Origin of the sequence: Shewanella sp. 10N.261.52.F9 (genome assembly GCF_041471165.1) — a bacterium.
In the GTDB taxonomy this organism is placed as follows: domain Bacteria; phylum Pseudomonadota; class Gammaproteobacteria; order Enterobacterales; family Shewanellaceae; genus Shewanella; species Shewanella marinintestina.
The window spans coordinates 1-14,722 of sequence record NZ_JBFRNX010000036.1; the positions used below are offsets into that span (position 1 = coordinate 1).

13 protein-coding genes and 2 tRNA genes are annotated in these 14,722 nt (G+C 42.4%); all 15 read left to right on the plus strand.

Annotated elements, in window-relative coordinates:
• Nucleotides 1-26: 26 nt before the first annotated feature.
• Nucleotides 27-123: transfer RNA gene (locus tag AB4298_RS20155), tRNA-Gly, on the plus strand.
• Nucleotides 124-144: 21 nt separating this feature from the next.
• Nucleotides 145-220 (plus strand) — tRNA-Gly (locus AB4298_RS20160).
• Between the two features lie 796 nt (nucleotides 221-1,016).
• The gene (locus AB4298_RS20165) at nucleotides 1,017-1,472 is read left to right on the plus strand and encodes a hypothetical protein (protein ID WP_371988144.1); all 456 of its coding nucleotides are present in this window, start codon (nucleotides 1,017-1,019) and stop codon (nucleotides 1,470-1,472) included.
• Between the two features lie 184 nt (nucleotides 1,473-1,656).
• Nucleotides 1,657-3,132, plus strand: coding sequence for an NAD(P)H-hydrate dehydratase (locus AB4298_RS20170; RefSeq protein WP_371988177.1), 1,476 nt, complete (start codon nucleotides 1,657-1,659; stop codon nucleotides 3,130-3,132).
• Nucleotides 3,133-3,212: 80 nt separating this feature from the next.
• Nucleotides 3,213-3,695, plus strand: a complete 483-nt coding sequence (tsaE, locus tag AB4298_RS20175) for a tRNA (adenosine(37)-N6)-threonylcarbamoyltransferase complex ATPase subunit type 1 TsaE (protein WP_249000737.1) — start codon at nucleotides 3,213-3,215, stop codon at nucleotides 3,693-3,695.
• Nucleotides 3,679-5,001 carry an N-acetylmuramoyl-L-alanine amidase gene (locus AB4298_RS20180; RefSeq protein WP_249000738.1) on the plus strand — a complete coding sequence of 441 codons (1,323 nt, stop codon included), beginning with the start codon at nucleotides 3,679-3,681 and terminating at the stop codon, nucleotides 4,999-5,001. Before tsaE ends, AB4298_RS20180 begins: the two co-directional genes overlap by 17 nt.
• Before the next feature lie 18 nt (nucleotides 5,002-5,019).
• Nucleotides 5,020-6,936 carry a DNA mismatch repair endonuclease MutL gene (mutL, locus tag AB4298_RS20185; RefSeq protein WP_371988146.1) on the plus strand — a complete coding sequence of 639 codons (1,917 nt, stop codon included), beginning with the start codon at nucleotides 5,020-5,022 and terminating at the stop codon, nucleotides 6,934-6,936.
• Nucleotides 6,926-7,852, plus strand: a complete 927-nt coding sequence (gene miaA / locus AB4298_RS20190) for a tRNA (adenosine(37)-N6)-dimethylallyltransferase MiaA (protein WP_371988148.1) — start codon at nucleotides 6,926-6,928, stop codon at nucleotides 7,850-7,852. Before mutL ends, miaA begins: the two co-directional genes overlap by 11 nt.
• A gap of 93 nt (nucleotides 7,853-7,945) precedes the next feature.
• Nucleotides 7,946-8,224: an RNA chaperone Hfq gene (gene hfq / locus AB4298_RS20195; protein WP_012156738.1), complete on the plus strand. Its 279-nt coding sequence runs from the start codon at nucleotides 7,946-7,948 to the stop codon at nucleotides 8,222-8,224.
• A gap of 23 nt (nucleotides 8,225-8,247) precedes the next feature.
• Nucleotides 8,248-9,543: a ribosome rescue GTPase HflX gene (gene hflX, locus AB4298_RS20200; RefSeq protein ID WP_371988150.1), complete on the plus strand. Its 1,296-nt coding sequence runs from the start codon at nucleotides 8,248-8,250 to the stop codon at nucleotides 9,541-9,543.
• Nucleotides 9,544-9,592: 49 nt separating this feature from the next.
• A complete protein-coding gene (hflK, locus tag AB4298_RS20205) occupies nucleotides 9,593-10,744 on the plus strand; it encodes an FtsH protease activity modulator HflK (RefSeq protein WP_249000741.1) in 1,152 nt (383 codons plus the stop codon).
• 3 nt (nucleotides 10,745-10,747) lie between these two features.
• Nucleotides 10,748-11,626 carry a protease modulator HflC gene (hflC, locus tag AB4298_RS20210; RefSeq protein WP_220779884.1) on the plus strand — a complete coding sequence of 293 codons (879 nt, stop codon included), beginning with the start codon at nucleotides 10,748-10,750 and terminating at the stop codon, nucleotides 11,624-11,626.
• A 585-nt stretch (nucleotides 11,627-12,211) separates the two neighbouring features.
• Nucleotides 12,212-12,802 (plus strand): ubiquinol-cytochrome c reductase iron-sulfur subunit, encoded by a 591-nt coding sequence (petA, locus tag AB4298_RS20215; RefSeq protein ID WP_220779886.1) that lies wholly within the window; start codon nucleotides 12,212-12,214, stop codon nucleotides 12,800-12,802.
• Nucleotides 12,802-14,016 (plus strand): cytochrome b, encoded by a 1,215-nt coding sequence (locus AB4298_RS20220; RefSeq protein ID WP_249000742.1) that lies wholly within the window; start codon nucleotides 12,802-12,804, stop codon nucleotides 14,014-14,016. The genes petA and AB4298_RS20220 overlap by 1 nt, the downstream gene beginning before the upstream one ends.
• Entirely contained in the window at nucleotides 14,016-14,711 is a 696-nt protein-coding gene (locus AB4298_RS20225) for a cytochrome c1 (protein ID WP_371988151.1), read from the plus strand. Before AB4298_RS20220 ends, AB4298_RS20225 begins: the two co-directional genes overlap by 1 nt.
• Nucleotides 14,712-14,722 lie beyond the last annotated feature (11 nt).

Genomic DNA, 14,722 nt, shown 5'->3' on the forward strand with positions numbered 1-14,722 from the left:
TATGTCGCTCCAATTTAAAGATTCATGCGACATTAGCTCAGTTGACTCTTTGTTTAGAGCAAAAGGGCGATACCTTGCCAAGGTATAAGTCATCGGTTTTCGTTTCGAACCCGATATGTCGTTTTAATCAAAGTAAAGATTTATGCGACATTAGCTCAGTTGGTAGAGCGATACCTTGCCAAGGTATAGGTCATCGGTTCGAACCCGATATGTCGCTCCAATCTTCCTCCTTGTTATTTCAAACTAAATCTCAGCTATAACTCCTAATAAAGCCCCTAAATGTTTATGCGATATTAGCTCAGTTGCGGTCGTAGACATGTCGATACCTTTTTTTGCCAAGCTATATCCCTATTTTTTATAAGCAGCCGGTTCGAACCCATTCTCGATAACATCAAAAGTTCGCTCCAATATTCCTCCTTGTTATTTCAAACTAAATCTCAGCTATTTCTCCTAATAAAGCCCCTAAATGTTTATGCGGCATTAGCTCAGTTGCGCTCGCAGAAATGTTGATACCTTTTTTTGCCAAGGTATAGACCTGCTTGTATAAACAGTCGGTTTCAACTCACGCTCTCGATAAAATTAACCGCTCTTTGCAATCTGCGCTCACTATGCAAATCTCTAAAAAATCTAAATGAAATAAATCAAAGCTTATATTTCTATTTAGTAATTAGCTGCAGCTGCAGAAAATGTTGAAATCACTTCTTAGCCAAGCCTATACAACTTTAATTACAGAGCTTTTGTGGATGGACTCTGTATGGCTAAAAGCGGAAGTTAATTTAAACTTAACTCTTTATAAAATATATGGGGTTCTATCCTAAGGTTATACCTTTTGTACCGCAGTCGATAAAACAACGTGATCGAGCGCGTGTTTCTTTAATAATATCTAAACTAATCCGTTTTATGCAGTCTAAACTTTGACTGCGCTCAAGTATTCAGTCCAGTTTTCATCACATAATTATTACAGACTTAAATTTAGGTGCAGCAGATTGATGTAGCTGACTTAGGAGAATGGATAAATGCGTATTCAACAACTTAGTGAACTTTTAGATTATGTTGCAACATGCCGCATAGAAATGGCCCAACTCTATAGCCGTTTACACACTCAGGCTGACTCTTCACGCGTGAAGTTGATGTTAGAGTATTTTCAACAGCATGAGCGTCATACTGCTGAAAAGTTAGAAAATTATATCGATGAAGCACCAAAAAAAGTGCTTGATACTTGGTATAAAGATGTGGTTTTTGAAGACTTTATTGCTATTTGTCAAAAGACCTCAATGCCTGCCAACATGAGTGAAGACGATGTATTAGAACTTCACCTAAATCTTGATAATCGTTTAATTGGATTATTAGAGAAAACTGCAAGCTCTTCGGCGACGACAGAGACTAAAGGCGCACTTGAAGATCTTGTTCGAGTTGAGAAGATCCAACAGCAGCGACTTGTTCACAGTAGTATTCGCATGGACGATATCTAATCGCTACAGCGTTATTTTTTTGTAAGGCACCTATTGGTGCCTTTTTTATCACCTATAACACTGAACATATTAACTATAATGTTGGAAGATCGTACCTAGATCACCTTTTGATTGCGTGGCTTCATTTGCACTTAAGTCAGTAGTTATAAGCTGTCAAATTAAGCCTTACTATTTTCGGACCTAAATTATGAGTGATCCAAACTTACTGTCGACACCACTATTTTCAGTTCAGCAAATAAAGGCTGCTGAGGTAAATGCAGTGAAAAGTGGCTGTGTAAGCTTATACGAATTAGTTGAGCGAGCAGGGCATGCTGCCTTTGAATTGTTATCTGAGCGACAAGCCAATACAAGTAAAGTGTTAGTGCTAGCAGGGCATGGGAATAATGCCGCAGATGCATATATTACTGCTTCTCTATTATTAAAGTCAGGTTTTGATGTAGAGCTGCAAGCAAGCTTAGCAAGTCACCCAAGTGATGAACTCACTCAAGCTATAAATTGCTTCCAAGTGTCAGGTGGTGAAACTAAACCCTTCGATGTTACCAAGATTGCCATTGCAACGATTATTGTCGACGGATTATTAGGCACAGGTATAAAAGGTGAGCTTAGTTCTGAACTCACAAAAGTCATAAACACAGTTAATGGTAGCAATGCTTGGATCTTAAGTTTAGATGTCCCCTCAGGGATTAACCCAAACACTGGTAGCTATCAACAAACTGCAATTGAAGCGAATATGACCCTAGTTTTTGGTGGGCTTAAAAAAGGTTTACTCACTGGTAAAGCACGTCATTGTTGTGGTGAGATTAAGCTTGCCAATATAGGGCTAAATGAGTTTCTTCCTGAATCGAGTACGGCGCAGATAAATAGTTTTACACTTGAAAATACATTTTTGCCTCGTCGAAGAGATGCTCATAAAGGCAATAACGGTAAGGTGTCAATTATTGGTGGTGATTACGGTATGGCAGGCGCGGTGCGCTTAGCTGCTGAAGGTTGCTTAAGAAGTGGCGCGGGCTTAGTCACTGTGATTTCTAGACCTGAACATCAGTTTATTGTTAGCGCAACACGCCCTGAGTTGATGTTTTGGGGATGTGAATTAGTCGACATGGAGGTTTACCTTAAATTGGGCTGGGCTTCAGTACTAGTGATTGGACCGGGGCTGGGTAATGATGATTGGGGTTACAATCTTCTTAAGGCGGTCGATTTGACTGACAAACCTTGTGTGATTGACGCCGATGGCTTAACCCAGCTAAGTGGTATGCCAATGGCTGATAAAGATTGGGTGCTAACACCACATCCTGGTGAGGCTGCAAAGCTGTTGGGTCTGAGCATTGCCGAGGTTGAAAAAGATAGGTTTTCTGCTGCAAAGCGATTACATCAAAAGTATAAAGGTGTGATTGTGCTAAAAGGTGCAGGAACTATAATTTTTGATGGAAACCAATATTATGTGGCACCAGTTGGTAACCCAGGGCTAGCTAGCGGAGGCTGCGGAGATGTACTTGCAGGGGTTATTGGTGGCTTAATCGCTCAAGGATATAAGTCTATAGAAGCTGCTTGTTTAGGTGTCGTTATACATGGCAGTGCAGCCGACTTAGCTGCTCAAGAAGGAGAGCGCGGCATGCTAGCAAGCGACCTCATGCCTTACATTCGTCAGTTAGTTAATTAAATCTAGTTTAGAAAGCTAGGTGATTAGGTTAAAGTAATGCATTCTACCCGCCCTTTTATTAAGGCGTTTTTTTATTCGGAATGAATACGCAAGAAATGATATTAAATTTAAATGACGAGCAAGATACCGTAAAACTAGGCACTCAGTTGGCAAGCCTTATTAGCCCGCCTTTAACTATCTATTTAAGCGGTGATCTTGGTGCTGGTAAAACGACCTTTAGCCGTGGCCTTATTCAAAGCCTAGGTCATCAAGGTGCGGTAAAGAGCCCGACATATACGTTAGTTGAGCCATACGAATTAGATGCATTAGATGTGTATCATTTTGATTTATATCGCCTGTATGATCCTGAAGAGTTAGAATTTATGGGGATCCGCGATTACTTTACTAAGCGTAGTCTGTGTATCGTCGAGTGGCCTGATCGCGGTCATGGTTTATTACCTGCTGCTGATATACATATCCATATTAAGTATGTTAATACTGGACGAGAAGTTGAGTTAAAAGCGCTTTCGGTTGAGGGTGAAAAGATATTGGCGGCTCTAAACAATAATGATAATAAACAGTAATATATTTAGGCTATTTATACTCCTAATTGGTTTCAGTGTTTCATTTGTTGCGCACAGTGCTAATAAGCTCGATAGCGTAAGGATTTGGGCTGCGCCAGAATCAACGCGTATTGTATTTGATCTAAGCCAATCACCTGATTACAGCTATTTCACCTTATCTAGTCCTGCAAGATTGGTTGTCGATCTAAAAAAGTCGTCTAATAAAGTTGAGCTTAATAAGATCAAAAACAATAGTAAGTTGGTTAAAAAAGTACGTACGAGTAAGCCTCCAGAAAAAGGGACTTTGCGTATTGTTATTGATTTGGTGAAACCAGTTAAAGCCAATTTATTTGCATTGCCAGCTACTGCGCCATACGGCAATCGTTTAGTGGTTGATTTAGATAGTGAAGGCTCGACAGCAAAGAAACCTCCTGTTACTCAACCCAAAACGCAATTAAGAGATGTTGTTATTGCTATTGACGCTGGCCATGGCGGCGAAGATCCGGGTTCTATTGGCCCAAGTGGCATCTATGAAAAGAAACTCGTCTTAGAGATCTCCAAGAAAGTGGCGCAGAAAATTAACGCAACGCCAGGTATGCGTGCAGTGATGACGCGAACAGGGGATTACTTTGTTAATTTAAATAGACGTTCTGATATTGCCCGTAATAGCAAAGCCGATTTATTGATCTCTATTCATGCTGACGCCTTTACCTCGCCTCAGCCACAAGGGGCATCGGTTTGGGTGTTGTCAATGCGACGTGCAAACAGTGAAATTGGTCGTTGGTTAGAGCAAAAAGAAAAGCACTCAGAGTTACTTGGCGGTGCAGGTGAGATTATTCAAAATACTGATAATGAGCAGTATCTTGCCATGACTCTTTTAGACATGTCTATGGACCGTTCTATGGCGATTAGTCATAATATTGCTGGCGATGTGCTTTCTAATTTAGGGAGAGTAACCAAGCTACATAAACATAAGCCTGAGTCGGCTAGTTTTGCTGTGCTAAAGTCGCCTGATATTCCGTCGATTTTGGTCGAGACTGGATTTATCTCAAACCCAAGAGAAGAGCGTTTATTATCACAACGTGACCACCAAAATAATGTTGCTAAGGCTATTCATAAAGGTGTGGTTAAGTACTTTGAAGCTAACCCTCCGGTAAACTCATTACTTGCGAGCAAGAGTAGTGTTGAACATAAAGTTCGCAGTGGTGAATCTTTATCTGTTATTGCGCAGCGCTATCAAATTTCTGTTAGTCGTTTGAAAAAGGCCAATAATCTTAAATCAAACAGTATTCGTATCGGTCAAAAGCTGATTATCCCTAGAGCTTAGGTTGTAGAAGAGTATCCCATGGCCATTGAAAAGTTACCTCCACAATTAGCAAACCAGATCGCTGCCGGTGAAGTGGTAGAGCGTCCTGCATCTGTCATTAAAGAGCTAGTTGAAAACAGTCTTGATGCTGGTGCAACGAGAGTTGATATTGAGATTGAAAAAGGTGGCGCTAAGGTTATTCGTATCCGCGATAATGGCTCGGGGATACCAAAAGAGGATCTTAGCTTAGCCTTGTCTCGACATGCCACTTCTAAGCTTAAGTCCCTTGATGATCTAGAAGCTATTTTAAGTTTTGGCTTTCGCGGTGAGGCTTTAGCTAGTATTAGCTCGGTTTCAAGGTTAACACTCACCTCACGAACTGCTGAGCAAACCGAGGCATGGCAAGCTCAGGCTGAAGGCACTGAGATGGCGGTAAAGGTATTGCCAGCAGCTCATCCGGTCGGGTCAACTGTGGAAGCCGTAGATCTATTTTTTAATACACCAGCTAGAAGACGTTTTCTAAAAAGCGACAAGACAGAGTTTACCCATATTGATGAGTGGCTTAAGCGTATTGCTGTGGCTCGAAGGGATATTCATTTTACTCTTAAGCATAACGATAAAACCGTACGTAATTACCGTCCGGCAAATACTGAAATCCAGTATATTCAACGACTAGGGCAAATTAGTGGTAAGGCATTTGCCGAAACTTGTCTACGTATTGAATGTGAACATAACGACTTAAAGTTAAGTGGTTACTTACAATCACCGAGTGCGGCTAACGGTTACAGTGAAACTCAATATTTTTATGTAAATGGTCGCTTAGTGAAAGATCGGTTGGTTAATCATGCTGTGCGACAGGCTTTTGCGCAATACGCTGAAGGAGTGTCGCCTGGCTATGTGTTAATGCTTGATCTTGATCCACATCAAGTTGACGTGAATGTGCACCCAGCAAAGCATGAAGTGCGTTTTCATCAAAGCCGCTATGTGCACGATTTTATTTTGCAGGCACTGCAATCTGCTATTTCACAGTCACTAGAAGTTGGTGGCGACTTGATAGGCTCGCAAAATGCACAAGTGCAAATTGCGAACACTCGCGGAGCGGTAAATTCAAACCATTATGGTGATAATCAGCAGCCTGAAGCTAGAGACTCTTCAGTACGTGATAGCCAAGCAGCAGGAAGTTCAAGAGACTATTCCAATGCTAGTTCAAGCTTTCGGACACCATTGAAAAGTACTGCTCAACAGGCTGAGACTAACCGACCATCTCAAAGTAGTATTAGGGCTTATGGTGAATTACTTAATACACATAATGCAGGCTCTAATAGCCAAAGAGGTGTGGGCTATACGCAAAGTTCACCAACCAATCACGCGCCAAGAGTTGAGCTGGTTACAGAGCAAACTGACTTAGTTGACAATCATCGCTATGTTGGACCAATGCCGGCCGTCATTGGTGGTGAATATTGGTTACTGGCAAAAGAGAATCAAATTTCACTATTGAGTATTGCCTTGGTTGCTAAGGCGGCGCAAAAAGTTGAAATCGCCGCTAAGCTTGCTCAAGGGCTCGTCGGTCAGCCGCTATTGATGCCTGTAGCTATTGCTGTTGATAGTGATTGGGCGACAATTATAGAAGAACGAGAACAGTTACTACGAAAGTTAGGAATTGAGTTATCTATTCGCTTAGGGCAGTTGATAATTAAGAAAGTGCCCCCATATCTAAGAGATAGCCAATTGGCAATGTTAGTGCCAGAGCTACTGGAGTGGATTCGATTAGAGTTACCTAGTGATGAAGCTCTAACTAAGTGGCTTACAGACCAAGCTGCTAACCGTTTTACTTCAGCCAATGAAACATGGTTCGCTCTAAATACGCTGCCCGATGATGAGCAACAAGAGCTCTATAATCAATCTCAAGCTTTACCTTGGGAACAATGGATAAAAGAAAATCAGAGTGACCGATAATAAATCACAAAAAGTAATTACCTTAATGGGTCCTACAGCGTCAGGTAAAACCGCATTAGCGATTGAGCTTGTTAAGCAGTATGACTGTGAGATTATCTCTGTAGATTCAGCGTTGATCTATAAAGATATGGATATCGGCACGGCTAAGCCAGATGCTGCAGAACAAGCTGCAGCTCCACATAAACTTATCAATATTATTGATCCTGCACAGAGTTACTCTGCGGCAGATTTTAGACGTGACGCATTAGCCCAGATTGAAGACATATTGAGTCGTGGTAAAACACCATTATTGGTTGGCGGTACTATGATGTACTTCAAGGCATTACTTGAAGGCTTGTCTCCACTGCCTGGTGCTGACGAAGCGATAAGAGAGCAGATTGCCGCAGAAGCTGAAGCACTGGGCTGGCAAGCTTTACATGATCAGTTACGCGAAATTGACCCCGTTTCTGCTGACAGAATTCACCCTAATGATCCCCAGAGACTTGGAAGAGCGCTAGAGGTTTATCGCATAAGTGGGCAGTCTTTAACTGAGCTAACGAAAACTAAGGCAGATGAATTCCCTTACCAAGCAGTGCAATTTGCGATTGCGCCAAGTGATAGAAAGGTGTTACATAAGGCTATAGAAACTCGATTTAAAACCATGCTAACACAAGGGTTTACTGAAGAAGTCGAGCGTTTAAGGTCTCGTGGAGATTTAGATTTAGACCTGCCATCTATGCGTTGCGTAGGATATCGGCAGTGCTGGCAGTATCTCGATGGTGAAATTGACTATGATACTATGGTCGAAAAAGCTATTGTTGCTACTAGGCAATTAGCTAAACGTCAATTAACATGGTTACGCGGTTGGCCAGATCTTATTTGGTTAGAAAGCGGCGCTGATAATAATCTTGCTACAGTAATGCGATATAGTCGCTAGCTTATTGGCTGTAGCTGTATAATACTAAAACCAAAGATAAAGTTTTATTGTATTAGAATAACTATTAATTTTAATTAAAAAGGAAATTAGAAAATGGCAAAGGGGCAATCTTTACAAGACCCGTTTTTGAACGCATTGCGTCGTGAACGCGTTCCAGTATCTATTTATCTTGTTAACGGCATTAAGTTACAAGGGCAAGTTGAGTCTTTCGACCAGTTTGTTATTTTGCTTAAAAACACTGTGAGCCAAATGGTTTACAAGCATGCCATTTCAACAGTGGTGCCTTCACGTCCATTTAACGTGAGCAACCACCAAGCGACAAACGCTCAAGCTGGCTATAACGCTCAGCATGACGATGGCGACGAAAAATAACTTGCTACTAAGGAGATTGCTTTTTGTTTGATCGTTATGAGGCGGGAGAGAAAGCGGTACTTGTCCATATCGACTTTACTGATGAAAACAACCGAGAAGATCTAGACGAATTAAAGCTTCTAGTTGACTCGGCTGGAGCTCAGTCTATCGGAGTGATCTCGGCAAGTCGTCGTTCACCAGACCGCAAGTTTTTTGTCGGTTCAGGTAAGGCAGAAGAATTAGCTGCGATGGTTACGGCAACTGACGCCAATGTGGTGATTTTTAATCACGCACTAAGTCCAGCTCAAGAGCGAAATCTTGAGCAGTTATGCGAGTGCAGAGTACTCGATAGAACAACTTTGATTTTAGATATTTTCGCTCAGAGAGCGCGAACATTTGAAGGTAAGTTACAGGTGGAGCTAGCGCAATTGCGCCACATGTCAACGCGCCTGATCAGAGGTTGGACACACTTAGAGCGTCAAAAGGGCGGTATTGGTCTGCGTGGACCGGGTGAAACTCAGCTAGAGACCGATAGGCGTCTGCTGAGGGGAAGGATCAGCACCATTAATCGTCGTTTAGCAAAGGTTGATAAGCAACGCGATCAGAGTCGTCGAGCACGTCAGCGCAGTGAGATGTCTACTGTTTCTTTGGTTGGTTATACCAATGCGGGGAAATCTACACTGTTCAACGGCTTAACTACATCTGACGTATATGCGGCGGATCAACTCTTTGCTACATTGGATCCTACGTTACGTAAATTGGATTTACCAGACGGTGATGTGATTCTTGCTGATACAGTTGGGTTTATTCGGCATTTGCCCCACGATTTAGTTGCTGCATTTAAGGCAACACTGCAAGAAACACGACAAGCAGATCTATTACTGCATGTTGTCGATAGTGCAGATGAGAAAATGGCCGATAACTTTGAGCAAGTACAGAAGGTGCTTAAAGAGATTGATGCCGTAGATATTCCACAGTTGATCGTTTGCAATAAAATCGATCTATTGGATGAGGTGAACCCTCGCATCGACTACGATGATGAGGGAACGCCAATTAGAGTCTGGGTTTCTGCTCAGCAGCAAAAAGGCTTGGAGCTAGTTGAGGAAGCGATTAACCAAATTGTTGGTAAAGCAATCCAAGAGCTAACCTTGCAAATCCCAGCTTCGGCAGGGCATTATCTCGGCCAGTTTTATAAACTGGATGTAATACAGCAGAAAGCGTATGACGATCTGGGGAACTGTATGATCTCTGTTCGCTTATTGGATGCCGATTGGCGCCGATTAGTAAAACAGAGCCAAGGTGAAATAGAGACTTTTGTGGTCGACCCAGTCGTCGCATAATTAAGTATTTTAGTAATCTCGTTTATTTCATACACTTATGGAGTACTAAATGGCTTGGAACGAGCCCGGTAACAAGGGTCAAGACCCTTGGGGAAATGGCAACAAAGGTGGTAATGATAAAGGACCACCTGATTTAGATGAAGTTTTTCGTAACCTTTCAAAGCGCTTTGGCGGCAAAGGCAATGGTTCAGGTGGCAGCGTCAGCGGTGCTAGCTTGGTCATCGTTTTGGTCATTGCTGTAGTTGTATGGGGTCTTTCTGGATTCTATACAGTTAAAGAAGCAGAGAAAGGTGTAGAGCTTCGCTTTGGTGAATACGTGGGTGAAGTTGATCCTGGTCTTCAGTGGAAAGCGACCTTCATTGATGAAGTTACGCCAGTTAACGTACAGACTGTTCGCTCGATCCCAGCTTCAGGCAGTATGCTAACAGCCGATGAGAACGTGGTTTTAGTTCAGCTTGACGTTCAGTATCGCGTAAGTAACGCAAAGAATTACCTGTATAGCGTCGTGGATGCAGATGCCAGCTTGCGTGAAGCAACTGACAGTGCGCTTCGTTACGTTATTGGTCACAATACTATGGACGATATTTTGACAACTGGTCGAGATAAGATCCGTCGTGACACATGGGATGAAATCGAACGTATTATCAAGCCATACAAGCTTGGTATTACTGTTGTAGATGTTAACTTCTTGCCAGCTCGTCCGCCAGAAGAGGTGAAAGATGCCTTTGATGACGCGATTGCGGCACAAGAGGATGAGCAGCGTTTCATTCGTGAAGCTGAAGCATATTCGCGCCAGTTAGAGCCTAAGGTTCGTGGTACCGTGCAACGTATGGATCAGCAAGCGATAGCTTATAAGCAAAGAGTCACTTTGGAAGCGAAAGGTAAAGTTGCACGTTTTGAGCAGTTATTACCTGAGTATAAAGCTGCACCTGAAGTTACTCGAGAGCGTATGTATTTCGATACAATGCAAGAAGTACTAAGTGGTACTAGCAAAGTGCTTATTGACGCTAAGAATAATGGCAACTTGATGTATCTTCCTTTAGATAAGTTGATGCAGAACAGTCAAGCTAATCATTCAGCTAAGTCTCAGAGTAAACCGGCAACACCTGTTATGTCAGTTAATAGTACAACTCATAATAACAGCAGCATGCCGCTTGATGGTCGTCCATCACGTGGTGAACGCTCGTCGGGGAGGAACTAAGAGATGGGTAGATTTACAGCGATAATCGTAGCAATACTTATTGCAATCTCTTTGTCTTCACTGCTTGTAGTGAATGAAGGTGAGCGCGCTATTGTGTCTCGATTTGGTAAAGTCCTTAAGGATGACGGCGTAACTCGCGTTTATGCTCCAGGTCTCCACTTAAAGATCCCTATGCTTGATAAAATCAAGTTTATGGATTCAAGAGTGCAAACACTTGATGGTGCCGCGGATCGTTTCGTTACCTCTGAGAAAAAAGATTTGATGGTTGATTCATACGTTAAGTGGCGTATTAAAGACTTTGAACGTTACTACCTTTCTACCAATGGCGGTATTAAGGCTAACGCAGAGACTTTGCTACAACGTAAAATTAACAACGATCTTCGTACCGAGTTTGGTCGTCGTACCATTAAAGAGATTGTTTCTGGTAGCCGTGATGAACTGCAATCTGATGCACTTAAAAATGCAGCAGAAAGTGCTCAAGATCTAGGTGTTGAAGTGGTTGATGTGCGAGTTAAGCAAATTAACTTGCCAGCAAACGTTAGTACTAGTATCTACCAGCGTATGCGTGCAGAACGCCAAGCTGTGGCTAAAGAGCACCGGGCTCAAGGTCAAGAGCAAGCAGAAATTATTCGTGCTAAAACAGATGCTAGCGTGACTATTCAAACAGCGGAAGCTGAGCGTAAAGCTTTGACTACTCGTGGTGAAGGTGATGCTGAAGCTGCTAAAATTTATGCGGATGCATATACTAAAGATCCTGAATTCTTTAGTTTTATGCGTAGCTTAGATGCTTACAAAGCAAGTTTCTCTGGCGAAAATGATGTTATGGTACTAGAGCCTAATAGCGAGTTCTTTAGATATATGAACAGCTCAACGGGTAAATAGTCTCCAGAAAAGATTACTAAAAAGGCCTAACATCAGTTAGGCCTTTTTTATGGGTTCTATAAAGCATTTTAAACTTTAGCTCTTTTATTCCAAGCCCATTTTTGATGGTTTATGTAAGTTCGTTGCTTATCTTGGATACCTCCGCAACATTGTTATCTACCTACTCATGTCTGTGCTTAAACATGTTTGTCAAAATCCATAGCATTGTGGATTATTTTATGTAGCTAGACATAATGTTAACTACTAGCGTTAATTCCTACCTATTAAGTCAACTATTCTGTTGTAGCCAGTAAAATAAGGATTAATATCAGCTAAGTTGCTAATTTAGTGGGCAATGAATGAAAGTATTTAGAATGTTGTGCTAATAAAAATTAGCGATATTGTTGGTTCGAATGCGTTATTTTTATGCAGAAACGGCACTAAAAGTAACATAGTTAACTAAGTTGAGTGTTTTAACTATGATCTGGTTCTAATTTTTGGCTATAATGAGCCGCGCTTCAAGTTTAGAATCGGAATTCAGTCCGGTTCAGCTTAGAAGAAGACAGATAAAACAAAAAAATTCCAACACTCTCTGGAGACAAGTGGATGAGCAATGCGCCAGTCGATACCGGACGTCGCAGATTTCTGACCGCAGCCACCGCCGTAGTTGGTGGTGCAGGTGCCGCAGCTGTAGCGGTTCCGTTTATAAAGTCATGGAATCCGAGTGCCAAAGCGAAAGCAGCAGGTGCGCCGGTTGAAGTAAACATAAGTAAAGTAGAGCCAGGTCAACTTATTCGAGTTGAATGGCGTGGTAAGCCTGTATGGGTTGTTCGCCGTACGCAGGAGATCTTAGATGGTCTGCCAGCTATCGATGCTCAACTTCGCGATCCAGACTCTGTAGAACCACAGCAGCCTGCATATGCACAAAATACTGGCCGTTCAATTAAGGCTGAGTATTTTATAGCTGTCGGCTTATGTACTCACTTGGGTTGTTCACCAACTTACCTACCAGACACATTCGGTGAGCAAGTAGAAGGCGTTGCTTCTGGCTTCTTCTGTCCTTGTCACGGTTCTAAGTTTGATATGGCTGGTCGTGTATTCCAAGGTGTACCAGCACCATTAAACCTAGTTATCCCTCCACATCAATATATTGATGATAGCACTGTGCTTATCGGTGTTGATAAAGGAGCTGCGTAATGGTTAAGAACATTATCAATTGGATTGATGAACGCATTCCTATGACTGCGACGTATAATCGTCATGTCGGTCAATATGCGACACCAACCAACTTCAACTTCTGGTACTTTTTTGGCTCACTAGCCATGTTAGTACTGGTTAACCAGCTACTAACAGGTATCTGGTTAACAATGAACTACGTGCCAACCGCAGAAGGTGCGTTTGCTTCAATCGAATATATCATGCGTGATGTAGAGTACGGTTGGTTGCTGAGGTATATGCATTCCACGGGGGCCTCCGCCTTCTTTGTGGTGATCTACCTGCACATGTTCCGTGGTCTAATCTACGGTTCATACCAAAAGCCAAGAGAGCTGTTGTGGCTATTCGGTATGTTGATCTTCCTTGTGTTGATGGCTGAAGCATTCATGGGTTACTTGTTACCTTGGGGACAAATGTCTTACTGGGGCGCACAGGTAATTATCTCATTGTTTGGTGCGATTCCAGTTATTGGTGACGACCTAACATTGTGGATCCGTGGTGACTTCGTTGTTTCTGGTGCAACTCTAAACCGTTTCTTTGCGCTACACGTTATTGCGTTGCCATTAGTGCTTGTTGTGTTGGTGTTTTTACACCTTATCGCGTTGCATGAAGTGGGTTCTAATAACCCAGATGGTATCGAGATTAAGAAGAACAAAGATGAGAATGGCTGGCCAAAAGATGGTATTCCATTCCACCCGTACTACACAGTTAAAGACATCATGGGCGTCGCTGGCTTCCTCATCGTCTTCTGTTATGTATTGTTCTTTATGCCTGAAGGTGGTGGTTACTTCCTTGAAAAGCCGAACTTTGAAGCGGCTAACCCAATGAAGACGCCTGAGCATATCGCACCAGTTTGGTACTTTACGCCGTTCTATGCAATTTTACGTGCAATCCCAGATAAGCTGATGGGTGTTATCGGCATGGGCTTAGCAATTGCAGTACTGTTTGTCTTACCATGGTTAGATCGTTGTAACGTTAAGTCAATTCGCTACCGTAGTATGATTCACAAACTGAACATTGGTCAGTTTGCAGTATCGTTCCTAGTACTTGGTTACTTAGGTGCTGTACCAGCTACCCCTGCTCTGACAATCGCTGCACGTATCTTTACTCTGACTTACTTTGGTTTCTTCTTATTCCTATGGATTTACAGTAAGAATGAAAAGACTAAGCCTGTACCAGAGAGGTTGACACACTAATGAAAAAATTATTAATCGCATTAGTTGCATTGGTCCCAACACTGGCTATCGCAGCCGGTGGTGGCGCACTACTAGATAAAGCCAATATTGATCTAAATGACACTGAATCATTGCAGCGTGGATTGGAATTGTTCCAAGAAAACTGTGCTGGTTGTCATAGTACTCAGTACCAGCGTTATGACCGAGTAGCCACTGACTTAGGCATCCCATTAGATGAGATGCGTGCTAAGTATCTGCCAGAAGGTGCTAAAATTGGTGAGTTAATGGAGAATGCTATTCCAGATGCAGATGCTGCAAAATGGTTTGGTGCCTCTCCTCCAGACTTAACTTTGGTTGCCCGAGTACGTGGAGAAGATTGGATTTATTCATACCTTCACGGTTTTTATAAAGATGAAAGCCGTCCATTTGGTGTGAACAATACTATTTTCCCATTGGTTGGTATGCCGCATGTACTTGAAGGCCTTCAAGGTCTTCCAGTAAAACAGGAAGATGGAACATTGGTTGCGACCGGTGGGGCATTATCAGCTGAAGAGTATGATCAAGTGGTTCGTGATATCACTGGATACTTGGTTTACTCTGGCGACCCAGTCAAACTTGAGCGTGAAAGGTTAGGTTGGTGGGTGTTAGGCTTCCTATTTATTTTCTTTATTGTGGCCTACCTCTTAAAGAAAGAGTACTGGAAAGATGTACACTAACCGTAAATAAA

Excerpts from the sequence above, each read along its gene's own strand:
- petA (WP_220779886.1), top strand. The coding sequence starts at position 12,212 with ATGAGCAATGCGCCAGTCGATACCGGACGTCGCAGATTTCTGACCGCA.
- AB4298_RS20180 (WP_249000738.1), top strand. The coding sequence starts at position 3,679 with ATGATAATAAACAGTAATATATTTAGGCTATTTATACTCCTAATTGGT.
- AB4298_RS20165 (WP_371988144.1), top strand. The coding sequence starts at position 1,017 with ATGCGTATTCAACAACTTAGTGAACTTTTAGATTATGTTGCAACATGC.
- tsaE (WP_249000737.1), top strand. The coding sequence starts at position 3,213 with ATGAATACGCAAGAAATGATATTAAATTTAAATGACGAGCAAGATACC.
- AB4298_RS20220 (WP_249000742.1), top strand. The coding sequence starts at position 12,802 with ATGGTTAAGAACATTATCAATTGGATTGATGAACGCATTCCTATGACT.
- hflC (WP_220779884.1), top strand. The coding sequence starts at position 10,748 with ATGGGTAGATTTACAGCGATAATCGTAGCAATACTTATTGCAATCTCT.
- mutL (WP_371988146.1), top strand. The coding sequence starts at position 5,020 with ATGGCCATTGAAAAGTTACCTCCACAATTAGCAAACCAGATCGCTGCC.
- hfq (WP_012156738.1), top strand. The coding sequence starts at position 7,946 with ATGGCAAAGGGGCAATCTTTACAAGACCCGTTTTTGAACGCATTGCGT.
- hflK (WP_249000741.1), top strand. The coding sequence starts at position 9,593 with ATGGCTTGGAACGAGCCCGGTAACAAGGGTCAAGACCCTTGGGGAAAT.
- AB4298_RS20225 (WP_371988151.1), top strand. The coding sequence starts at position 14,016 with ATGAAAAAATTATTAATCGCATTAGTTGCATTGGTCCCAACACTGGCT.